Below are 21,290 nucleotides of genomic sequence, written 5' to 3'. Positions count from 1 at the left end.
GGCGGGGGTCAAGGGAAGAGGGTGGTGGCGGCGGCTACGTCGTCGGCGCCGTGGAGGAGGGTGAGGTCGACGCCCAGGAGCGCCTCCTCGCCGTGGCGCAGCAGCCGGGCCGTGCCGGCGGCCTCGGCCGCGGGCACCCCGCCGAACCCGACGGTCGAGGGCTCGAGACCGACGACGTACATGCCCTCGGCGGGCATCATCCACTCGATCATCCAGGGCATCCGGGTGACGTCCCACGAGACGAGCAGGCCGGCGGCGCGGCCGTCGCCGACGTCGTCGGTGAGCACCGCGGCATGGGCCAGCCCGTCGCCGTCCGGGTGCGCGGGCAGCTCCCAGACCCCTTCCACGCCAGCGGGTTCTGGGGTGCCGACCGCATCGCGACGCTTGCTCGCGACGTCCCCTGCGGTGGCGGTGGGGGCGCCGGTCGTCGAGCGGATCCGGGCCGCGGGGGAGAGCACCGGCCACCCGACGTTGACGTGGTAGAGCACCGCGAGCGGGGTCGGGACGAAGCCGTCGTTGCGCACCCGGTCGACGATCCGCACGGTCCGGCCGCCGACCTCGACCTCGACCCGGCGGGTCAGCACGAGCTGCTCGGCGAACGGCGCGGCCTGCCGCACCTCGCCCTCGACGACGAGCATCTCGCGGACGCCGCCCGGGGCCTGCGCGTCCACGACCTGTTCGCGGCCGAGCCGGGTCAGCCGGGCGGGCAGCGCCGCGACCCGGCCGTGCATGGGGTGGTCGGTCGTCGTGATGCCGGGGTGGCCGAACCGGTGCGGCTCGGACGACGGCCCGTGGACGTGGTCGAGGCCGCACGTCTGCACCAGGCCGCCGGTGAAGGTCCGCATCGGGCCCCAGCCGGCCGGCTCGGCGAACGCCGGGTGCCGCAGGCCTGCCGGGGAGAGCCAGCCGACCGGGACGCCGCGCACGCTCGCCCGGACGACGTCGAGCGCCCGGTCGACGGCGAGGTCCACCTCGATCTCACCCGACCGCAGCCGGACGAGCCGGACCCCGCGGGCGTCGCCGTCGGCCACCTCGACGAGCTCGACGCCGGCGACCTGCTCCGGGTGGCCGAGCCAGGCCCGCAGGCCGGGGCCCGCCGGCTTGCCGAAGATCGTCTGCGGGCCGGTCCGCCGGGAGGCTGTCGGGCGGCCCGGTCGGGAGGTCCCGGCGTCCTCGACAGGGGTCGGTGCCATCCTTCTCCTCGGCTCGCGCGACGTCGGGCGGGTGCGAACGGTCACGATGCCATGCGGCGTGACCGGCCGCGCCCTCCGGTCGGACGCCGCGCCGCCGCGTCGTCCCGCCGTCCAGGAAGGACCGCCATGCGCCCCGCACCGCTGCTGCTCCCGCCCAACCAGTTCGACCACTTCTACCGCGGGGGCGACCGCATCGGCGCCCTGCGCGGCGGTCCGGGAGGCCCGCAGCGGCCCGAGGAGTGGGTCGGCAGCGCGACGACCCGGTTCGGCGAGACGGAGCAGGGCCTGTCCCGGCTGCCCGACGGGTCGTTCCTGCGCGAGCGGGTGCTCGCAGACCCGGTCGCCTGGCTCGGCCAGGACCACGTGCGCCGCTACGGCGGCGACAACGTCGAGATCCTCGTCAAGCTGCTCGACCCCGGCCAGCGGCTGCCCGTCCACGTGCACCCGCAGCGGGCCTTCGCCCGTGAGCACCTCGGCCTGGCGCACGGCAAGACCGAGGCGTGGGTCGTCGTCGAGGCCGACCCGGGGGCGGTCGTCGGGCTCGGCTTCCGCCGCGCGGTGAGCCCCGAGGAGGTCGCCGGCCTGGTGTCGGCCCACGACAGCGCGGCGCTCGTCGACCTGTGCGTGACGCGCTCCGTCCGGGCCGGGGACGGGGTCCTCGTGCCGTCCGGGACGCCGCACTTCATCGGCGAGGGCGTGCTCATCGTCGAGGTCCAGGAGCCGACGGACCTGTCGATCCTGCTCGAGTGGGACGGCTTCGCGGTGGACGGCGACCGGGACGGCCACCTCGGCCTCGGGTTCGACCTCGCGCTGCAGGCCCTCGACCTCACGCCGTGGACGTCCGCGGACCTCGAACGCCACCTCGTCCCCGCCGAGAGCCTCGTCGACGCCGCGGGCCGCGCGGTCTCGCCGCTCGTCGCCGCGCTCCCGGCGGACGCCGAGCCCTACTTCCGCGCCCACCACGTCGACGCGACGGGTGGCGCGGACGGCGACGGCGTAGGCGTCGACGTCCCGGCGGGCCTCGCGGTGCTGCTCGTCCTCGACGGTGCGGGCCGGGTCGACACGACGGACGGCGGCGGTCTCGCCGTGGCCCGCGGGGACGCCGTCCTCGTGCCGTGGTGCGCGGGCGACTGGACGCTCACGGCCGGTCCCGCGGGCGCGGTCCGCGGTGTGCTCTGCCGCCCGCCCGCCTCGGACGCCGCCGAGGCGCCGCGCTGAGGGCGGCTCCGTCGTCGACGACGCCGGGGAACGCTACGCAGCGTCACCGCGGAACGGCCGGTGCCCTCCCCGGGCACCGGCCGTCGCCGTCCCGGCGCGGACGCCGGCCGGAGCCGGTGCACCGCCCCGAGAACGCTTACTCGGGATCGGGTCGGACTCAGGCCAGTAACGAATACGTAACCTTCCCGTTCGTCCCTTGAGGGTGGCCCGGATCACGTCTAGGTTCTCCGACAGCGCTGTCTGACAGCGCTGTCGAAACGAGGGTCCACCGGTCGACCCAGGACCGGGCGGATGTGACGGGAGGTGACCTGCGTGAGCTCCGGACGCCCGACCCTCGCGGACGTCGCCGCCCGCGCCGGGGTGAGCCTCAAGACCGCGAGCCGGGCCCTCAACGGCGAGTACGGCGTCGCCGCCGAGACCGCGCGCCGGGTGCTCGAGGCGTCCCGAGAGCTCGGATTCCGGCCCAACCACCTGGCCCGCTCGCTCGCGTCGGGGCGGCAGAGCGCGGCCGTCGGCCTCGTCGTCTCGAGCGTCTCCGACCACTTCATGGCCGCGATCACCGGCACCGTCGAGGGCATCCTCGCGCCGCGCGACCTGCAGCTCGTCACCGCGAGCCACGGGGACGACCCCGCCCGGCAGCGCCGCCTCGTCCGCACGCTCGTCGAGCGCCGGGTCGACGCCCTCCTGCTCGTCCCCGCGCCCGGTGACGCGACCTATCTGACGCCCGAGATCGAGCACGGCCTCGTCGTGGTCGCCGTCGACCGCCCGCTCGAGGGCGTCGAGGTCGACACCGTGACCGTCGACAACCGCGAGGGCGCCCGCACGGCTGTCGCCCGGCTCATCGCCGCCGGGCACCGCCGGGTCGCCATGCTCGGCTGGGACCGCCGCGTCTGGACCGTCGAGGAGCGGCACGCCGGCTACCTCGCGGCGTTCGCGGACGCCGGCCTGCCGGTCGACCCCGACCTCGTGCTGCTCGACTACGCCCTCGCCGACGACCCGGAGGCGGCCCTCGAGGCACTGCTGTCCGGGCCGGACCCGGCGACCGCGGTGATGTCCGCGCAGCACTCCGCGGCGCGCTCGGCGCTGCGGGTCGCGCAGCGGCTCGGGCGGGACGTCGACATCGCCGTCTTCGACGAGATCCACGACGCGGACCTGCTCGTCCGGCCGCCGCTCGTCGTCGTCTCCGGGGCCGAGCGCCTCGGCGCCGCCGCGACGACCCTGCTCCTCGAGCGCCTGGACGGCGCGGCAGGTCCCAGCCGCCGCGTCGTCCTGGCCCCCGAGTACGTGGACGCCGGCGCACCCGACGCGCACGCCCGGTTCCAGGCCGTCGAGCCGACCCCGCTGCGGCCCTTCGGCAGCAGCGGCGGCAGCAGCGGCGGCAGCAGCACCGGCGGCGGCACCAAGGCCGCGGACCGCCCGGCCGCGGAGGTGACCTCGTGACCGGCCGCGACCTGCTCGTCGGCGTCGACGTCGGGACGACGCGGGTCAAGGCGGTCCTCCTCGACCTCGCAGGGCACGAGCTCGCGGACGCCGCGGAGCCGACCCCGTGGCTGCGTCTGGAGGACGGCTCCGACCTCGACCCGACGACGCTCGCCGACCTCGTCCGCGCCCTGGTCGGCAGGGTCGGCGACGCGGCCGCGGACCTCGGCGGCCGGGTGGTCGGCGTCGGGACCACGGGGATGGGCGAGGCCGGGGTCGCCGTGGACGCCGACGGCGCACCGCTGGCCCCGATCCGTGCCTGGTTCGACCGCCGCGCCGACGTCGACGCGGTCCGGGAGGCCCTGGGCGAGGACGCGTTCCACCGTGCGGTCGGGATGCCGCTCGACGCGCAGCCGTCGCTGCCGAAGCTCGTCCGGATGCAGCGCGAGCACGCCGCCGTGCGCTCCGCCGTCCGGTTCTACTCCGTCCCCGAGTGGGCCGTCGTCGCGCTCGGCGGCAGCCCCGGCAGCGAGGTCTCGCTCGCGAGCCGCACCGGGCTGCTCGACGTCGTCACGGGCCGGTCGTGGACGGCGGCCGCCGACCTGCTCGGGGCGGACCTGCTCGGCGAGCCCGTTCTCGCGGGCGCGCCCGCCGGGCACGTGGACGCCGCGGGCCTGCCGGCCGCCGTCCGCGGCGCCGTCCTGTCCGTCGGGGGGCACGACCACCAGACGGCCGGCATGGTCGCCGGTGCCGCCCGCGACGGGATGCTCTTCGACAGCCTCGGCACCGCCGAGGCGCTGCTGCGGTTCGCCCGGCTCGTGCCGACGCCGGACCTCGCCGCCGCGGCCGTCGCGGCGGGGCTCACGCTGGGCCGCACGGTCGTCGGCGGCCACGCGTGCCTGCTCGCCGGGCTGCGGACCGGCTTCGGTCTCGAACGCGTCGCCGGTGCGCTCGGGCTCGCCACCCGCGAGGCCCGGGCCGCCCTGGCGACCGAGTCGCTGGCCCTGACCGGCCGTCGGCTCGCGTCGGTGACCCTCGAGGGTGAGTCCGTCGTGCTGCGCCTGACGGACGGCGTCACACCGGCCGAGGTCTGGCGCTCGGCGGTCGGTGACCTCGTCGACGCCTCGGCCGACCTCACCGACCGGATGGCGGCGCTCGTCGGCCCGCACACCGGCACCGTCGCGACCGGGGGCTGGCTCGCCAACCCGATGGTCCGGCACGCCAAGGCCGCCCAGCTCGCCGGTCTGCGCGTCGTCCGGCTCCACGAGGCGGGCGCCGCCGGCGCCGCCTACTTCGCGGCCGTGGCAGCGGGCGCGATGCCGGAGCCGGCGGTGCTCGACGGCCCGCCCTGGCCCGTCGGCGACGACCCCGCCGACGTGCCGACCGCACCACCGTCATCACCCGCACCGACCCGCACGACGGGCGAACCGGCCACCGCCGGGGGAGCCACGACCGACGGGGCGCCCGACCGGGTGCCCCACCCGACGGGCGGCTCCGATGCCGGCCGTCGCGCAGTACCAGTTCCCGAGAGAGAGGTTCCGTGATGTCCCGCAGCGGTCTGGACGCCATCGCCGACGCCAACGGTCGGTTCGCCGTCCTCGCCATGGACCAGCGCGGCACGCTGCGCCGGATGCTCACCGGCGCCGGCAAGCCGGCCGAGGACGACGACCTCAAGTCGTTCAAGGTCGACGTCATCTCCGCGCTCGCCCCGCTCTCGAGCGGCGTGCTCACCGACACCGAGTTCGGTGTGTCCGCCGTGCGCGCCGCCGGCGCCATGCCGGAGGGGGTCGGCCTGCTCATCGCCGCGGAGCCCGTCGAGAAGGAGAAGTACGGCGAGGAGTACCGCAACGTCCGCGACCCGCTGCGCACCGCGGCCTGGGTCCGGGAGAACACCGGCGACGCCGTGAAGTTCCTCGTCTACTGGCAGCCGGACCGGGTCGCCAAGGACGGCGAGCCCGACCTCGCGGCCGAGACGATGGACGTCGTCCGCGCCGTCGTCGAGGACTGCCGCGCCGAGGGCGTGCCCTCGGTCATCGAGCCGCTCGTGAGCTTCGCGCCCGGTCACACCCCGACCGACGAGGAGCGCTTCGAGGCGGTCATCCTCTCCGCGAAGCGGCTCGCGACGCTCAAGCCGGACCTGCTCAAGCTCGAGTGGCCGGGCGGGGCCGACGGCTGCCGCCGGGTCACCGAGGCGCTCGGTGACGTCCCGTGGGCGCTGCTGTCCGCCGGGGTCGGCTACGAGGCCTTCGTCGAGCGGTGCATCACCGCGCTGGACGCCGGCGCGAGCGGCATCATCGCCGGCCGGGCGATCTGGAAGGAGGCCGTCGACCTCGAGGGCGACGAGCGTCGCGCGTTCCTCGCCGACGTGGCCGTCCCCCGCCTGCAGGGCCTCGTGGACGTCCTCGAGAAGCACGGCACGCCGTGGCAGGAGGTCGGCGCATGAGCCAGACGTCTGCCGGCGCGTCGCCGGCCGGGACCGCCGTGGGGCGGGTCCCTGCCGTCGCCGCGTACGGGATCGAGAAGCAGTACGGCCAGGTGCGTGCGCTGCGCTCGGCGTCCTTCGAGGCCTTCCCGGGCGAGGTGACCGCCCTCGTCGGCGACAACGGCGCGGGCAAGTCGACGCTCGTCAAGTGCCTGGCCGGCGTCATCCAGCCCGACGCCGGCCGGATCCAGGTCGCAGGCAAGGACGTCGTCATGCACAACCCGGTGCAGGCCAACGGGTTCGGCATCGAGACGGTCTACCAGGACCTCGCTCTCGCACCCGACCTGGACGCCGCGGCGAACGTCTTCCTCGGCCGCGAGCTGCGGCGCTGGAAGGTGCTGCACAACGCCAAGGAGATGCGGCGCCGGACCGCCGAGAGCTTCGCCCAGCTCGGCGTCGGCATGGTGCAGGACCTGCGGGTGCCGGTCGCGTCGTTCTCCGGCGGCCAGAAGCAGTCGGTGGCCATCGCCCGGGCGGCCATGTGGGCCAAGAACGTCATCCTCATGGACGAGCCGACGGCGGCGCTCGGGGTGATCCAGACGAAGAAGGTGCTCGAGCTCATCGAGCGGGTGCGGGACAGCGGCCTCGCGGTCGTCTTCATCTCGCACAACCTGCCCCAGGTGCTCGAGGTCGCCGACCGGATCGAGGTCATGCGCCTGGGCGCCCGCGTCGCGCGGTTCTCCCGCGACGACGAGGGCCTCACCGTGGACCGGCTCATCGCGTCGATCTCCGGCGCGTACCGCAACGAGCCCGAGACGGGCTCCGAGAACGGGCAGGGGGCAGCGGCATGAGCGACGAGGCCAAGACCGCGGTCGAGCTGGTCGCAGAGCAGCGCACGGACGCCGAGAAGGCGGCCGTGCAGCAGCAGGCCGACGCGCTCGTCGAGGGCGCCGGCATCAGTGTGGACAAGGCCGCGACCATCTGGCAGCGGCTCATGGGCACCCAGGCGACCTTCACGTTCATCGCCCTGCTCGCCCTCGTCATCGGGTTCTCGGTGATGGGCGCCGGCAAGTTCAACACCGGCTCCAACTTCGTCAACCTCGCGCAGAACGTCGCCATCCTCACGGTCCTGTCCATGGGGGCGACGTTCGTCATCGTCACCGCGGGCGTCGACCTGTCGGTGCCGAGCGCCGTCATCCTCGGCGAGGTCTTCGCCGTCAAGGCGCTGTCCCTCGTCACGGTCGGCGACGGCACCGGCGTCGACGTCAGCGGGGAGAACACCACGGCGACGCTGCTGCTCGTCGCCCTCGCCGGCTCGTTGTTCGCCGGGCTCACCGTCGGGCTCATCAACGGGTTCGTCGTCGGGTACCTCAAGGTGCCGGCGCTCATCGCGACCCTGGGCACGCTCGGGGCCGGGCTGGGGGTCGCGTACCTCATGCAGAACGGCGTGAACGTCGCGACCTACGCGCTCGCCCCGGTCGCGACCGGTCAGATCATCCCCGGGCTGCCCAACCTCGTGCTCGTGGCGGTGTTCGTGGCCCTGGGCGGGGGAGTGCTGCTCCACCTGACGGTGTTCGGCCGGCACACCTACGCGATCGGCTCCAACGAGGAGGCGGCCCGGCGGTCCGGCATCAAGGTCGAGCGGCACCTGCTCAAGGTGTACGCGTTCGCCGGCCTCATGTCGGGCCTGGGCGGCTACCTCTCGGTCGCCTACTTCTCGACGACGTCGGTGGCCGGGCACTCGACCGACAACCTCAACGCCATCACGGCCGCCGCCCTCGGCGGTACCAGCCTCTTCGGCGGCATCGGCACGATCATCGGCACCGTCATCGGCGTCTGGATCCCGGCCGTGCTCAACAACGGACTCATCATCGTCGGCGTGCAGGCCTACTGGCAGCTCGTCGTCGTCGGGTTCGTCCTCATCCTCGCGGTCTGGTCCGACCAGCTGCGACGTCGGTCGCGCAGCAGACGCTGACCGGGCCGGACGGCGCCGCGCCCACGAGGCGGTGCGTCGTCCGGTGCTCGACCGTCCACCGAACGGCACCATCCAGCACCACCCGGCACCACCGCACCGAAGGCACCACCGTCCTACCGACCCCCTAAGGAGCACATCAGTGAAGACGACTCGACTCATCGGCGCGTCGACGTTCGCTGTCGCTGCGCTCGTCCTCTCCGCCTGCGGCGGCGGGTCCAGCGCCGGCACCACGTCCAGCGACACCGGCACCGCCGGTGCCTCGTCCTCCGCCGCGACGGGTGGCAAGAACATCACCCTCATGGTCGGCGTGAAGGGTGACCCCTTCTACGTCTCCATGGAGTGCGGCGCCAAGGAGGCGGCGGCCGCGGCCGGTGCCACCCTCACCACCCAGGGCCCGGACAAGTTCGACGCGACCCTGCAGAACCCGCTGCTCGACGCGGTGGCGGCGTCCAAGCCCGACGCGCTGCTCGTGGCGCCGAACGACGTCAAGGCGTCGGTCGGCCCGCTCAAGAAGATCCAGGACGCCGGCTCGAAGGTCGTCCTCGTGGACACCGTCGTCGACGACGCGTCGATCGGCGTCTCCCGGATCGCGACCGACAACAAGCTCGGTGGCGTGAAGGCCGCCGAGGCGCTCCAGACCCTCGGCGTCCCGGCCAAGGGCAAGGTCCTCGTCATCTCGACGAACCCGGGCGTCTCCTCGGTCGACGCGCGCGTCGACGGCTTCAAGGAGAAGGCGGCCGAGCTCGGCTACACGCTGGTCTCGGACACGCAGTACTCGAACAACGAGGCCGCCAAGGCCGCGCAGATCATGTCCGCTGCGCTCGCCAAGGACCCCGACCTCGCGGGTGTGTTCGCGACGAACCTGTTCACCGCGCAGGGTGTCGCGACCGGTGTGAAGCAGGCCGGCCAGTCCGGCAAGGTCAAGGTCGTCGGCTTCGACGCCGGCCCCGACCAGATCAAGCAGCTCGAGGCCGGCGACGTGCAGGCCCTCGTCGCGCAGAAGCCGTTCGACATCGGCGTCCAGGGCGTCGAGCAGGCCATCGCGGCGCTGTCCGGCGGTTCGGTCACCGCGAACATCCAGACCGAGTCGCTCGTCGTGACGAAGGACAACATGGCGCAGCCGGACGTCGCGAAGTACATCTACAAGGCGAGCTGCTGACCTCCGGGTCGCAGCGACACCGAACAGGTCGCTGCGCCGTCCTGCCACGCGCGGACGGCGCAGCGACCGCACCACCTGCGCAACCGCTCGACCTGCTCCACCGCACGACCTGCCGCCTCCCGGCGGGGTGCACCGCCTGACGGCGGTGCACCTGCCAGGGTGGCAGCAGCCAGATCCCGGTGGCCCGACCCCTGCGGGGCACCGGACAGGCGCCCCGGCCGTCCTCGGACGCGCCGGGGCGTCGCCGCGAACCGAGGAGGACGTGTTGCTCGTCGTCGGAGCCAACCTGTGCATGGACCGCACGCTGCGGATGGAACGGCTCGTCCCGGGCGCGGTGCAGCGACCGCGGACGGCGGACCTCACGGCGGGCGGCAAGGCCGTCAACGTGTGCCGCGCGGCGAAGGCGCACGGCGTCCGGACCCGGCTCGTCGGCAACCTTCCCGGGGTCCTGGGGCGCTACGTCGGCGACCTGCTCGACCGGGAGGGCCACGACGTCCGACGGGTCGTCACGAGCGGTGAGATCCGGTCGGCGACGATCATCCTCGAGGACGACCTGCGGGCGACGGTGCTCAACGAGCCCGGCCCGCCGCTCGCCGAGCCCGACCGCAGCATCTTCCTCTCGGCGGTGGGGGAGGAGCTCAGCGGGCACCGCGTCGTCGTCATGTCCGGCAGCCTGCCGCCGGGGCGGCACCAGGACCTCTACGGCGACCTCGTCGAGCTGGCCGGCGCGCGCGACGTCCTGAGCATCGTCGACGCCGCCCGGGACGCGCTCGTCGCCGTCCTGCCGCACCACCCGGACGTCGTCACCCCGAACCTCTCCGAGGCGCAGGCCGTCGTCGCGGTGCTCACCGGCGCCGCGCCGTCCGCACCCGTCGACGAGTCCGTCGAGCCGTCGTCGGGGGACGTCCGCGCCGACGCCTTCGCCGCCGCGCGTGCGCGGCGGCGAGTTCTGGGNTTCGTCTTGTAGTCCACGACGAGGTAGCGCGGCCGCCGCCGGGGCCCGGGCCGCCCTCGTCACCGCGGGCCGCCACGGCGTCGCCGCCGCGCACGCGGGCGGCGAGTTCTGGGTGCCCGCGCCCACCGTCGACGAGGTGAACCCGATCGGCGCCGGTGACGCGTTCGCGTCCGGCCTCGGGGCGGGCCTGGAGCTGGGTGAGCCGCTGGAGCGGGCGACCGTCCGCGCGGTCGCCAGCGGGTCGTCGTCCGTGACCCGGCCGCTCGCCGGCGAGGTCGACCCGGCGCTCGTCGCCGCGCTCATGGAGCGGGTCGCGCCGCAGCCGGCCTGACCTCCGGCCGGGCCGGCCGGTCGTCCGGGCGGGGCGTCCTAGCGGGTCTGCCCCGCGCGGACCATCTCGACGGTCTTCGCGACCCGTTCGGCCCGGGTCTGCTCCCGCTTGGCCTCGGTGACCCAGCGGACGTACTCCTTGCGGTGCGAGTACGCGAGCGCGGTGAAGGCGCCCTGCGCCGCGCCGTCCGCCGCGAGCGCCGCGGCGAGGTCGTCGGGGACCTCGACGGTCCGCTCGCCCGCGTCCGCGGCGACCTCGACCGTGTACGTGCCGTCGACCTCGACGCCGGCCTGCGCACGGACGGCCTTGTTGAGGCCGATCATGTTCTCGCCGCCCATCCGGGCCAGCCGCAGCGCCAGCGTGGTGCCGTTGACGGTCACGCTCACCGGGAAGGTCTTGCGCCCGTCGCCGACCGCCGCGACCTGCTCGTCGGTCAGCAGGAACGCCCCCGCCGGCCCGCGCTTCTCCAGCACCGCCTCGAACCTCAACGTCTCACCCATGGCCCCAGAACTTACTAGCGCGTATGACCCGATCAACGGGTCATACGCGCTAGTAACTGCAAGGAGTGAGAGTCAGTGGTCGGGGTGGAGGCGCTCGCCCTTGGGCTGGCCGATCTCCTTGAGGAGGTCGGTGAACCACTCGACGTCCGTGTCGAACGCCTTCCCGCCCTTGATCCGCGGGAACTCGACGGCGCGCAGCGCGTCGCCGGCCTCCTCGTCCTGGCCGACGACACCGCTCTCGCCGCGCAGCGCGGCGTCGACGGCGTAGTCGGTGCAGCGCTTGATGAGCGCGAGGTCGGCGTCGTTGGCCGCGGCCGAGCGCGAGTAGTAGCCGCTCTTCTGCACCATCGTCTTCTCGGCGCCGACGAGGCCCGCGAACTGCTTGGCGAACCAGGCGCCCGGGTTGATCGTGTCGATCTTGACGTGGCCGAACGCGTCGCGCTGCGGCTCCTCGCCGCGGGCGATCATCTCCTCGACGATCGTCTCGACGCCGGCCCCCTCGGAGAGGAACAGGTTGACGCAGCCGACCTCGTCCATGACGGCCCTGAGGCGCTCGGCCTCCTCGGCGATGTCGAACGACAGCTCGGGGACGAAGACGCCGTGGACGTCCCACTTGCGCGCCTCGTTGCCGAAGCCGGCGAACTCCTGGCGGCCCAGCCACTCCCGGTAGGCGACGGCGGTGGCGCCGGTCAGCCAGCCGCAGTGCCGGCCCATGACCTCGTGGACGATGAGCATCCGCGGGTTCGAGGAGTGCTCGGCGACGATGTTCTTCGCGAAGATCGCGCCCTGCTCGGCCGCGGTCCAGGCACCGAGGCTCTGCCGGATCGGGATGACGTCGTTGTCGATCGTCTTCGGCAGGCCGACGACGGTCAGCTCGTAGCCGTTCGAGTGCAGGTACGCCGCGAGGTCGGCCGCGGTCGTGTTGGTGTCGTCGCCGCCGATCGTGTGCAGGACGTCGACGCCGTCGCGCGTCAGCTGCTCCGCCGCGACGTGCAGCGGGTCCTGGCCCTCGGTGACGAGGCCGCGCTTGACGCAGTCCGCGACGTTCGTCAGCTTGACCCGGCTGTTGCCGATCGGGCTGCCGCCGAACTTGTGGAGCAGGTGCGCCTTCTGCCGGACCTCGGGGGTGACGGTGATGTAGCGGCCGGCGAGCAGGCCCGCGTAGCCGTCGAGGTACCCGATGATCTCGATGTCGGGGGCCACGGCGCTGTAGCGCTCGATGAGCCCGCCGACGGCGGAGGAGAGGCAGGGAGCGAGGCCGCCCGCGGTGAGCAGGGCGACGCGGCGAACGGTCATGACGACGGGACTCCGTGGGTCGACGACAGGTCGGTGGACGCCAATGTCCCGCGGGCCGCGGCCGATGGCCGGCTGCCGCCCGCGCGGCACAACCCTAGTGCGCCGGTCGGGCCGCTCCGGCCGCGATGGTCCCGTCAGATCCGGACGACGGTCACGGCGGCGTCCGACTGCTCCGTCAGCGAGAGCAGGTCCGCGGGGTCGCCGGTGAGGACCGTGGGCCGTGGTTCACCGGCGGCCAGCGCTGCGACCACGGCGTCGACCGCGCTCACGTGCCGGGCGCGGCGCGAGGTGGCGCGCAGCCGTGCGGCCTCGCGGGCCAGCGGCTCCTCGACCGGGACGATCGTGCAGGTCCGCAGGAGACGGTTGGCCGCGTGGTCCCGGCGGTGGTCCCCGGTGAGGCACTCGGCGAGGACGACGGCGGGCACCTTCGGCGGCCAGGCGCCGCGTCGGGCGAGCGCGGCCAGGCGCTCCTTGTCGCCGGCGAGCGCCGTGACGGCGCCGGAGTCGAGCACGAGGGTCACGCGGACCGGTCCTGACGTCGCCGGGGACGGCCGTGCGTCGCGACCGACACGGCGCCGCCGCCCAGCACCTGGTCCGCCCAGGCCTCGGCGGCCGCCACCTCTTCTGCGGTCGCGGGACCCTGCTCCGCCTCGAGCTCGGCGAGGTAGGCGTCGAGCGCAGCCACCTTGGCCCGCCGCTCGAGCTCCGCCTCGAGGGCTGCGGTCGCCACCTGGGACACGTTGAGCCCCGCCGCGCGGGCGGCCGCGATCACGTCGTCCGCGACCGTGATGTTCACCCTCGCCATGCGCATAGAATACACACGTGGAGACCTTGGTGCCGCGGCCGGCGACGGGTGCCGACGTGCCCGCCGTGGAGGCTCTCGTCGCGGCGGCGTACGGGCACTACGTGGCGCGGATCGGGATGCCGCCGCTGCCCATGGTCGACGACTACCCGGCCCGGGTCGCGGCGGGCCAGGTGTGGGTCGTCGACGCGCCGGACGGCGGGGGACCGGACGACGTGCCGGGTCCGCTGCTCGCGCTCGTCGTCCTCGAGGAGGAGCCCGACCACCTCGAGGTCGACAACGTCGCGGTGCACCCGGGTGCCCAGGGCCGCGGGCTCGGCCGGGCCCTGCTCGACTTCGCGCACGCGCGGGCCGTCGCGGCGGGGCTGCCCGAGCTGCGGCTCATGACGAACGAGCTCATGACCGAGAACCAGGCGATCTACGAGCACCTCGGCTGGCGCCGGGTCGGCGGGGTCGTCCGCGAGGGTCGCCGCGCCGTCCGGTACGCCAAGCCGGTCACGCCCGGCGCCTGAGCCGGGGCGTGCCTCAGCCCCGGACCGTCGCGAACGCCCGCCCCAGCGCGGCCACGGCGCGGACGATCGTCTCCTCGTCGTAGTACGCGAAGCTCAGCCGGAGCCGGTCGGTCTGGCCGCCGTCCACGGAGAACAGCGTGCCGGGCCGGAAGTCCACGCCTGCGCGCTGCGCGGCCGCGCGCAGCACGGTGAGGTCGACGTCCGCCGGGACCCGCAGCCAGAAGAAGTACCCGCCGCCGGGGGTCGCCCACATGACGTCCGCCGGCAGGTGCTCGCGCAGCGCGGCGTCCATCGCGGCGGCCCGCCCGCCGAGGATCCCGCGCAGCCGCCCGAGGTACGCGGCCGCGGAACCGTCGGCGAGCGACCGGGCGACGACCGCGCAGACGAGCGGGTTGAGGCCCCCGCCGGAGACGACGAACCCGCGCATCGCGAGGCGCCGGGCGAGGTCGGGAGAGGTGTGCACCCAGCCGAGCCGCAGCCCCGGGGCGAGGATCTTGGAGAACGTCCCGAGGGACAGCACTGCCCCGGACGGCGCCCACGCAGCCATCGGCCGTGGCATCACGGAACCGTTGCCGGGCAACGGGTCCTGCCCCGGCGCGGGCGCGGACAGCAGGTGGTAGACCTCGTCGGCGACGACGAGCGCGCCGTGCTCCGCGGCGAGCGCGACGACCCGCTCGCGGCGCCGGTCGTCGAGCGTCGCGCCCGTCGGGTTGTGGAACGAGGGGACGACGTACACGAGCTTCGGCCGGTGCGCGCGCAACGCCTCCTCGAGCGCGTCGGGGACGATCCCGCCCTCGTCGACCGCGACCGGGACGACCCGGACGTGGTGGTTCGCGAAGATGTCGAGCGCCAGGAAGTACGTCGCCTCCTCGACGAGGACGACGTCCCCCGGCTCGGTGAGCGTGCCGACGACGAGGTCGATCGCCTGGCTGTTCCCGTTCGTGACGAAGGCGGCCTCCGGGTCGGGGCAGAACCCGTAGTGCGGCTCGAGGTAGTCGCTCACCGCGACCCGCAGGTCGCCGTCGCCGGGCTCGATGCCGTACTGCAGCGGGTGCGGGCGCCCGGACGCCGCGGTCGCGGCCATCGCCGCGGACAGCACGTCGACGGGCAGGATCGCGTCCTGCGGCTGGCCGATCCCGAGGTCGACGACACCGTCGGCCGCCCACAGCTGCGTCGTCCGCTCGTGCAGCCGGGCGCGGACGTCGTCGGGTACCGGGGTCATGCGGGGCTCCCTCCGCGGGCTCGGTCCGCGTGCCGGACGTGTCGCGGCCACCCACCCTGGCCGCGCGGGCGGGCGCGTGCAAGCATGCGCGCATGCCCACCCTGGACACCTACGTCGCCGCCTCCGACCGCTACGACGACACCATGGCCTACCGGCGCACCGGCCGCAGCGGCCTGCTGCTGCCCGCCGTGTCGCTCGGGCTCTGGCACAACTTCGGCGACGACAAGCCGATCGAGACCCAGCGCGCCATCCTGCGCCGCGCGTTCGACCTCGGGATCACGCACTTCGACCTGGCGAACAACTACGGCCCGCCGTACGGCAGCGCGGAGAAGAACTTCGGCTCGATCTACGCCCAGGACTTCAAGCCCTACCGGGACGAGCTCGTGCTGTCGTCGAAGGCCGGCTACGACATGTGGCCGGGCCCGTACGGCGACCACGGCTCGCGCAAGTACCTGCTCGCGAGCCTCGACCAGTCGCTGAAGCGGATGGGCGTCGACTACGTCGACATCTTCTACAGCCACCGGTTCGACCCGGAGACCCCGCTCGAGGAGACGATGGGGGCCCTCGACACCGCGGTCCGCTCCGGACGCGCGCTCTACGCGGGCATCTCGTCGTACTCGCCGGAGCGCACCCGGGAGGCCGCGACGATCCTGCGGTCGATGGGGACGCCGCTGCTCATCCACCAGCCGAGCTACTCCATGCTCAACCGCTGGATCGAGGAGGGCCTGCTCGACGTCCTCGGCGACGAGGGGGTCGGCTGCATCGCGTTCTCGCCGCTCGCCCAGGGCATGCTCACCGATCGCTACCTCGGGGGCGTCCCGGCGGACTCCCGGGCGGCGCAGGGCAAGTCCCTCGACCCGGGGATGCTCGACGAGCGGGCGCTCACGCACGTCCGGGCGCTCAACGACATCGCGGCGTCGCGCGGGCAGTCGCTCGCCCAGCTCGCGCTCTCCTGGGCGCTGCGCGACGACCGGGTGACGAGCGTGCTCATCGGGGCCAGCAGCGTCGCCCAGCTCGAGGGCAACGTCGCGGCCGTCTCCGCGCCGCCGTTCACGGACGACGAGCTCGCGCAGATCGACCAGCACGCCGTCGACGCGGGGATCAACCTGTGGAAGCGGTCCAGCGACAGCTGACCGCGACCACGGGGGACGTGCCCGGAAGGGCAATGGTCCTTCGTACCCCCGGCGGCGCACCCTGGCAGGGTCCGGTCCGTGCCGTCGGGGGAGTCACCGTGGAACCGTCTCTGGCCAGCACCGCGAACGACGGCCCCGGGGAGGACGCCGAGACGCTGCGGACCGCCGTGCTCGGTGCGGCGGTGCTGCTGCTCGCCGCGACCGGCGCCGGGATGGCGCTGGGGCGCAGGTGGTTCGGGCTCGGCGAGGTCCTCGCGTGGGCCGGCCTCGGGGTCGCGGCGCTCGCGGTCGTCGCCGTGCTCGGGGCCCGCGGCCCGGCGGGGGTCGTCGGGGCGAGGCTGCTCGCCGGGGCGGGTGCCGTCCTCGGCGGCCCGGCCGTCGCGGCGGCCTGCCTCGTCGTCGCGGTGGCGACCGTGCGGCACCCGGCGTCGCGGGTCGTCCCGGCGGGCCTGCGCAGCCTGCCGCCGTCCCGGACCCCGCGGCGCCCCCGCCGCGAGCCGGCGCACGCCTCCGGACCGCCGACGGCACCGCTGCCCGCTCTCGGGGACCAGCCGACGGAGCGGCTCCCGGCCGTGCGGGACCAGGTGTGGCGATGAGGGCGCCGGGCACCCTGCGCTGGACCAGCGCCATGCTCGCCGTCGCGTCCGCGGCCGTCGTGACGGGCGCCTTCGCGGCGTGGGTCCAGGGCCTGGACGACCGGGTCGTCGTCGCTGTGGACCGCCCGCGTCCTGCGGCGCCGCGCCCGCCGGCGGCGGTCGCCCAGCCGCGTCCGGTGGCGACGCGGGCCGCCGTGACCCGGGTCGACACCGGGGCCGCCGGGGCGGTGCTCCTGCGGGTGTCCGGCGGGGCGCTCGTCGTCGAGGGCGTCGAGCCGGGGGCGGGCTGGACGGTCGAGCGGGCCCGCGACGGCGGCCGGGTCGACGTCCGACTGCGCAACGGGCACTCGGAGACCCGGGTCGAGGCCTCGATCGTCGGCGGCGAGGTCGTGCCGCGGGTCCGGACGAAGAGCTAGCCGGGCGGCCGGGACCTCAGGTCGCCGTCCGGTGGCTCTGCGCGAGCGCCTGGTCGGCGAGGTGCGCGCCGGCGTCGGTCGCGCCGTCCCCGCGCCCGTACCGCAGCAGCCGGCGCCAGGCGTCGGTGTCGTGGCCGGCCGGCTGCGTCGCGGCGAGGAACTCCTGGAGCACCCCGAGGAACCGGGCGGGCTCGCAGTGGTGCGGGAAGTGGCCGGAGCCCTCGAAGACCTCCAGCCGGCTGCCGGGCATCGCCGCGTGCGCCACGAACGCGTGGTCGACCGGCACGATCGTGTCGTGCCGGCCCCACACGAGCAGGGTCGGCACCGCGCGGGCGAGGTAGCAGCGGTCGAGCATCGTGACGACCTGGCCGCGCCAGTCGACGACGGCGCGCAGCGTCCGGGTGACCGCCGAGCGCGACTGCGCGTCGGGCAGCGCCTCGAAGATGCGCAGCAGGTCGTCGACGTCGTACCCGAGGTCGAGGGGCAGCCGGCGGACCGCGGCCGCGCCGACCCGGCCCACGACCTTCGTCGTCGGCAGCCGCAGCAGGTGCATGAGCTGGTCCATGTACGGCAGCGACACCAGCCGCAGCACCGGGTTGACGTCGCGGCCCACCCCGCCGGTGCTCACGAGGACGAGCCGTTCGACACGCTCGGGGTACTGGTAGGCGAACTGCATCGCGACGCCGCCGCCGAGGCTGTGCCCGACGAGGGTCACCCGGTCGACGTCGAGGATCCCGAGCAGGTCGCGCATCGCGTTGGCGTACGCGGCGACCGAGTAGTCGGCGCGCGGCTTGTCGGAGCGGCCGTGCCCGAGCAGGTCCGGCGCGATGACCGTGTGGTCGCGGGCCAGCACCGGGATCAGGTCGCGCCAGGTGTCGGCCGAGTCGCCGATGCCGTGGACGAGGAGCAGCACGGGCCCGCTGCCCGCCCGCAGGAACGCCCGGCGGTACCCGTGCACGGTCCGGTACTCCACGCGGACCGGCTCGTCGAGCGCGGCGAGCGGCCGACGGGCGGCCGGTACGGCGTTCCCGGAGGGCCTCATGGCGGGATCGTCCCTTCCCTGGCGTCCGATGGCAACGTTCACACCTCGGCGGCCGCGCCCGGGCCGTCCCGGGCCGGAGCACGACCAGGCACCAGTGTCCTCCACACCCTCGCAGGGGATGCGACCCACATCCCGGGTCGGGCGTCCGGCAGGATGCTGCCGTGCCTTCCGACACCTCTGTGCCGACCACCGCCCCCGGGCCCGGCGGGGCGTCCCCCGCGCCGGCGACGCCGCGCGAGATCGCCGACCGGTACGTCCGGCGGCTCGTCGCGCTCAACCCCGTGCTCGCGACGAGCCTCGGGCTGCCCGACCGTGCGGACGAGATGCCCGACTTCTCGCCGGACGGTCTCGCCGCCGAGGCTGCCGTCCGGCGCGAGACCCTCGCCGAGCTGGACGCCGCGGAGGCGGCCGCCGGCGGGCTCGCCGCGCTCGACGCCACCGAGCGCCGGTGCGCGCGGCTGCTGCGCGAGCGGCTCACGGCGTCCCGGGCGCTCGAGGAGGCGGGGGAGCAGTACCGCTCGCTGTCCACCCTCTTCTCGCCGCTCCACTCGACGCGGCAGGTCTTCATGCTCATGCCGACGGCGACGGACGACGACTGGGCCACGGTCGCGCGCCGGCTCGGGGCGGTGCGCGGCGCCCTCGCCTCCTACCGCGCGACGCTCGACCTCGGCCGCGAGCGCGGGCTGCTCGTCGGCCCCGCCCAGGTCGACACGGTGCTCGACCAGCTCGGTCAGTGGCTCGGCGGCGGCGCCCCCGACGGCATCCCGTTCTTCGCCGGCTTCGCGGCGAAGGGCCCGGACGTCCACCGGACGGCGCTCGACACGGCGGCCGCGGACGCGGACGCCGGGGTCACCGAGTTCCGGGACTGGCTGCGCGACACCTACGCGCCCGCCGCCCGTGCCGACGGCCGCGACCCCGTCGGGCGCGAGCGCTACCGGCGCGCCGCGAGGTACTGGACCGGCTCCGACCTCGACCTCGACGAGGCCTACCGCTGGGCGTGGGGCGAGTACGCCCGCCTCGACGCCGAGATGCGGGCGGAGGCCGAGCGGGTCCTGCCCGGCGCGACCGTCCGGGAGGCGATGACCTGGCTCGACACCGACGGCCCCGCGATCGAGGGCGTCGAGGAGGTTCGGCGGCACCTGCAGGGCCTCATGGACACGGCGATCGCAGACCTCGACGGCACGCACTTCGACCTCGCCGAGGAGGTCAAGCAGGTCGAGGCGATGATCGCGCCGCCCGGCGGTGCCGCCGCGCCGTACTACACCCGCCCCGGCATCGGCTTCTCCCGGCCGGGCCGGACCTGGCTGCCGACGATGGGCGAGACCCGGTTCTCGCTGTGGCAGCTCGTGAGCACGTGGTACCACGAGGGCGTCCCGGGCCACCACCTGCAGCTCGCGCAGTGGGTGCTCGTCGCGCCCCGGCTCTCGCTCTACCAGACGAGCATCGGGTCGGTCGGTGCGAACGTCGAGGGCTGGGCGCTCTACGCCGAGCGCCTCATGGACGAGCTCGGCTACCTCACCGACCCCGGCGCCCGGCTCGGCTACCTCGACGCGCAGCAGATGCGCGCCGTCCGGGTCATCATCGACATCGGCATGCACCTCGAGCTGGAGATCCCCGCGGCCGCCGACCAGGGCGTGCCGGTGCCCTTCCGGCCGGGGGAGCGGTGGACCCCCGTGTTCGGCCGGGAGTTCTTCGGCCTCAACAGCGGCCGGCCGGCGGACTTCCTCGACAGCGAGCTCGTCCGCTACCTCGGCATGCCCGGCCAGGCGATCAGCTACAAGCTCGGCGAGCGGGCGTGGCTCGAGGGCCGGGCGCAGGCCCGGGCCGCCCACGAGGCGCGCGGCGAGACGTTCGACGCGAAGGCCTGGCACATGGCCGCCCTCTCCCAGGGGTCCCTCGGGCTCGACGACCTCGTCGCCGAGCTCGCGGCCCTGTAGGCCCGCTGTGCGCGCCGTCCTGCTCGAGGAGTACGGGGTGGTCCCCCGGGTCGCCGACGTCCCCGACCCGGTGTGCCCGCCGGACGGCGTCGTCGTCCGTGTCGAGGCCACCGGCCTGTGCCGCAGCGACTGGCACACGTTCGAGGGGCACTTCCCGGACATCCCGCTGCCGCACGTGCCCGGGCACGAGTTCGCCGGCGTCGTCGAGACCGTCGGCGCGGACGTCGCCGGCTGGCGTCCCGGCGACCGGGTGACCGCCCCCTTCGTCAACGCCTGCGGGACGTGCCCGACCTGCCGCCGCGGGGACCACCAGGTCTGCGAGCGGCAGACCCAGCCCGGCTTCGACGGCTGGGGCTCGTTCGCCGAGCTCGTCGTCGTGGAGCGCGCGCCGGTCAACCTCGTCGCGGTGCCGGACGGCGTGGACGCCGCGACCGCGGCCGCGCTCGGCTGCCGGTTCGCGACGGCCTACCGGGCCGTCGTCGAGGTCGGCCGGGTCCGCGCGGGGGACTGGGTCGCTGTCCACGGGTGCGGCGGGGTCGGGCTGTCGGCGGTCATGGTCGCGGTCGCCGCCGGCGCCCGGGTCGTCGCGGTCGACGTCCGGCCCGGGCCGCTGGCGCTGGCGACCGCGTTCGGTGCCGAGGCGGTCGTCGACGTGCGCGCCCTCGACCTCCCGTTCGACCAGCGGTCCGGTGCCGCGGCCGGTCCGCTCGCCGTCGGCGAGGCCGTCCGCGCGGCGGCCGGCGGTGCCGTCGACCTGTCGCTGGACGCGCTCGGCAGCCCCGCCACGTGCGCCGCCTCGATCGCCGGGCTGCGCCCCCGCGGCCGGCACGTCCAGGTCGGGCTGCTGCCGGCGGCGGTCGGCTGGCCGCAGGTGCCGATGCACCTCGCGATCGCCGGTGAGCTGGAGCTCCTCGGCAGCCACGGGATGGCGGCCCACTCCTACCCGGGCATGCTCGGTCTCGTCGAGGCCGGGAGGCTGCGGCCGCTCGACCTCGTCACCGGCCGGGTGGGCCTCGACGACGTGCCGGCCGGGCTCGCCTCGCTCGGCTCGGCCCCGCCGACCGGGATGACCGTCGCCCTGCCGAACGGCTGACCCGGCCCGTCGACGTGCCACTGCCGCGGTCCTGCGACAGGGTGGGGCCGTGCCGGAACGACCAATCCG

The 21,290-nt window shown here is 75.0% G+C and carries 21 protein-coding genes and 1 pseudogene; 15 read left to right on the top strand and 7 right to left on the bottom strand.

The window, feature by feature from the left end; genetic code table 11:
- Positions 1-8: 8 nt before the first annotated feature.
- Positions 9-1,193, bottom strand: coding sequence for an aldose 1-epimerase family protein (locus EDJALFJO_RS32350; RefSeq protein ID WP_088290744.1), 1,185 nt, complete (start codon positions 1,191-1,193; stop codon positions 9-11).
- A 126-nt stretch (positions 1,194-1,319) separates the two neighbouring features.
- Here EDJALFJO_RS32350 and EDJALFJO_RS32345 point away from each other — a divergent pair, with 126 nt between their 5' ends.
- From EDJALFJO_RS32345 to EDJALFJO_RS32305, 9 genes and pseudogenes are all read left to right on the top strand, one after another.
- Positions 1,320-2,411 carry a class I mannose-6-phosphate isomerase gene (locus EDJALFJO_RS32345; protein ID WP_088290743.1) on the top strand — a complete coding sequence of 364 codons (1,092 nt, stop codon included), beginning with the start codon at positions 1,320-1,322 and terminating at the stop codon, positions 2,409-2,411.
- A 312-nt stretch (positions 2,412-2,723) separates the two neighbouring features.
- On the top strand, positions 2,724-3,851 hold the full coding sequence (locus tag EDJALFJO_RS32340; protein ID WP_158220655.1) for a LacI family DNA-binding transcriptional regulator: 1,128 nt from the start codon (positions 2,724-2,726) through the stop codon (positions 3,849-3,851).
- Positions 3,848-5,374 carry an L-fuculokinase gene (locus tag EDJALFJO_RS32335; protein WP_088290741.1) on the top strand — a complete coding sequence of 509 codons (1,527 nt, stop codon included), beginning with the start codon at positions 3,848-3,850 and terminating at the stop codon, positions 5,372-5,374. The genes EDJALFJO_RS32340 and EDJALFJO_RS32335 overlap by 4 nt, the downstream gene beginning before the upstream one ends.
- Positions 5,374-6,273: a DUF2090 domain-containing protein gene (locus tag EDJALFJO_RS32330; protein WP_088290740.1), complete on the top strand. Its 900-nt coding sequence runs from the start codon at positions 5,374-5,376 to the stop codon at positions 6,271-6,273. Before EDJALFJO_RS32335 ends, EDJALFJO_RS32330 begins: the two co-directional genes overlap by 1 nt.
- Positions 6,270-7,103, top strand: coding sequence for an ATP-binding cassette domain-containing protein (locus EDJALFJO_RS32325; RefSeq protein WP_088290739.1), 834 nt, complete (start codon positions 6,270-6,272; stop codon positions 7,101-7,103). Before EDJALFJO_RS32330 ends, EDJALFJO_RS32325 begins: the two co-directional genes overlap by 4 nt.
- Positions 7,100-8,227 carry an ABC transporter permease gene (locus EDJALFJO_RS32320; protein WP_088290738.1) on the top strand — a complete coding sequence of 376 codons (1,128 nt, stop codon included), beginning with the start codon at positions 7,100-7,102 and terminating at the stop codon, positions 8,225-8,227. The genes EDJALFJO_RS32325 and EDJALFJO_RS32320 overlap by 4 nt, the downstream gene beginning before the upstream one ends.
- 139 nt (positions 8,228-8,366) lie before the next feature.
- Positions 8,367-9,386 (top strand): ABC transporter substrate-binding protein, encoded by a 1,020-nt coding sequence (locus EDJALFJO_RS32315; RefSeq protein ID WP_088290737.1) that lies wholly within the window; start codon positions 8,367-8,369, stop codon positions 9,384-9,386.
- 127 nt (positions 9,387-9,513) lie between these two features.
- A pseudogene (locus EDJALFJO_RS36645) lies at positions 9,514-10,340 on the top strand (1-phosphofructokinase family hexose kinase); the annotation flags it as partial.
- A 1-nt stretch (position 10,341) separates the two neighbouring features.
- On the top strand, positions 10,342-10,672 hold a 331-nt coding region (locus tag EDJALFJO_RS32305), incomplete at its 5' end, for a PfkB family carbohydrate kinase (RefSeq protein ID WP_233150165.1).
- A 38-nt stretch (positions 10,673-10,710) separates the two neighbouring features.
- On the opposite strand, the gene EDJALFJO_RS32300 is transcribed toward EDJALFJO_RS32305, so the two are convergent.
- The 4 genes from EDJALFJO_RS32300 to EDJALFJO_RS32285 all read right to left on the bottom strand — a co-directional run bounded on the left by EDJALFJO_RS32300 (position 10,711) and on the right by EDJALFJO_RS32285 (position 13,273).
- Positions 10,711-11,172: a YdeI/OmpD-associated family protein gene (locus EDJALFJO_RS32300; protein WP_088290734.1), complete on the bottom strand. Its 462-nt coding sequence runs from the start codon at positions 11,170-11,172 to the stop codon at positions 10,711-10,713.
- Between the two features lie 72 nt (positions 11,173-11,244).
- Positions 11,245-12,468 carry a pyrophosphate--fructose-6-phosphate 1-phosphotransferase gene (locus tag EDJALFJO_RS32295; protein WP_088290733.1) on the bottom strand — a complete coding sequence of 408 codons (1,224 nt, stop codon included), beginning with the start codon at positions 12,466-12,468 and terminating at the stop codon, positions 11,245-11,247.
- 134 nt (positions 12,469-12,602) lie between these two features.
- Positions 12,603-12,989, bottom strand: coding sequence for a type II toxin-antitoxin system VapC family toxin (locus EDJALFJO_RS32290; protein WP_088290732.1), 387 nt, complete (start codon positions 12,987-12,989; stop codon positions 12,603-12,605).
- On the bottom strand, positions 12,986-13,273 hold the full coding sequence (locus EDJALFJO_RS32285; protein WP_198950850.1) for a type II toxin-antitoxin system CcdA family antitoxin: 288 nt from the start codon (positions 13,271-13,273) through the stop codon (positions 12,986-12,988). Before EDJALFJO_RS32285 ends, EDJALFJO_RS32290 begins: the two co-directional genes overlap by 4 nt.
- A 17-nt stretch (positions 13,274-13,290) precedes the next feature.
- Here EDJALFJO_RS32285 and EDJALFJO_RS32280 point away from each other — a divergent pair, with 17 nt between their 5' ends.
- The gene (locus EDJALFJO_RS32280; RefSeq protein ID WP_198950849.1) at positions 13,291-13,782 is read left to right on the top strand and encodes a GNAT family N-acetyltransferase; all 492 of its coding nucleotides are present in this window, start codon (positions 13,291-13,293) and stop codon (positions 13,780-13,782) included.
- A gap of 13 nt (positions 13,783-13,795) precedes the next feature.
- On the opposite strand, the gene EDJALFJO_RS32275 is transcribed toward EDJALFJO_RS32280, so the two are convergent.
- Positions 13,796-15,004: a PLP-dependent aminotransferase family protein gene (locus tag EDJALFJO_RS32275; protein WP_088290731.1), complete on the bottom strand. Its 1,209-nt coding sequence runs from the start codon at positions 15,002-15,004 to the stop codon at positions 13,796-13,798.
- Positions 15,005-15,096: 92 nt separating this feature from the next.
- On the opposite strand from EDJALFJO_RS32275, the gene mgrA reads away from it, so the two are divergent.
- From mgrA to EDJALFJO_RS32260, 3 genes are all read left to right on the top strand, one after another.
- Positions 15,097-16,137: an L-glyceraldehyde 3-phosphate reductase gene (mgrA, locus tag EDJALFJO_RS32270; protein ID WP_088290730.1), complete on the top strand. Its 1,041-nt coding sequence runs from the start codon at positions 15,097-15,099 to the stop codon at positions 16,135-16,137.
- A gap of 98 nt (positions 16,138-16,235) precedes the next feature.
- Positions 16,236-16,733 carry a hypothetical protein gene (locus tag EDJALFJO_RS32265; RefSeq protein ID WP_088290729.1) on the top strand — a complete coding sequence of 166 codons (498 nt, stop codon included), beginning with the start codon at positions 16,236-16,238 and terminating at the stop codon, positions 16,731-16,733.
- Positions 16,730-17,149 (top strand): hypothetical protein, encoded by a 420-nt coding sequence (locus tag EDJALFJO_RS32260; RefSeq protein ID WP_143448917.1) that lies wholly within the window; start codon positions 16,730-16,732, stop codon positions 17,147-17,149. Before EDJALFJO_RS32265 ends, EDJALFJO_RS32260 begins: the two co-directional genes overlap by 4 nt.
- A 16-nt stretch (positions 17,150-17,165) precedes the next feature.
- On the opposite strand, the gene EDJALFJO_RS32255 is transcribed toward EDJALFJO_RS32260, so the two are convergent.
- Positions 17,166-18,191, bottom strand: a complete 1,026-nt coding sequence (locus EDJALFJO_RS32255; RefSeq protein ID WP_088290727.1) for an alpha/beta fold hydrolase — start codon at positions 18,189-18,191, stop codon at positions 17,166-17,168.
- A gap of 179 nt (positions 18,192-18,370) precedes the next feature.
- Between EDJALFJO_RS32255 and EDJALFJO_RS32250 the strand changes: the two genes are divergently transcribed.
- Both EDJALFJO_RS32250 and EDJALFJO_RS32245 read left to right on the top strand, forming a co-directional pair.
- The gene (locus EDJALFJO_RS32250; protein ID WP_088290726.1) at positions 18,371-20,128 is read left to right on the top strand and encodes a DUF885 domain-containing protein; all 1,758 of its coding nucleotides are present in this window, start codon (positions 18,371-18,373) and stop codon (positions 20,126-20,128) included.
- Positions 20,129-20,135: 7 nt separating this feature from the next.
- A complete protein-coding gene (locus EDJALFJO_RS32245) occupies positions 20,136-21,221 on the top strand; it encodes an alcohol dehydrogenase catalytic domain-containing protein (RefSeq protein WP_088290725.1) in 1,086 nt (361 codons plus the stop codon).
- The last annotated feature ends 69 nt before the right edge of the window (positions 21,222-21,290 follow it).

Origin of the sequence: Kineosporia sp. A_224, from assembly GCF_002198655.1 — a bacterium.
Taxonomy (GTDB): Bacteria; Actinomycetota; Actinomycetes; order Actinomycetales; family Kineosporiaceae; genus R-H-3.
This window is presented reverse-complemented; position numbering and strand designations above follow the sequence as displayed.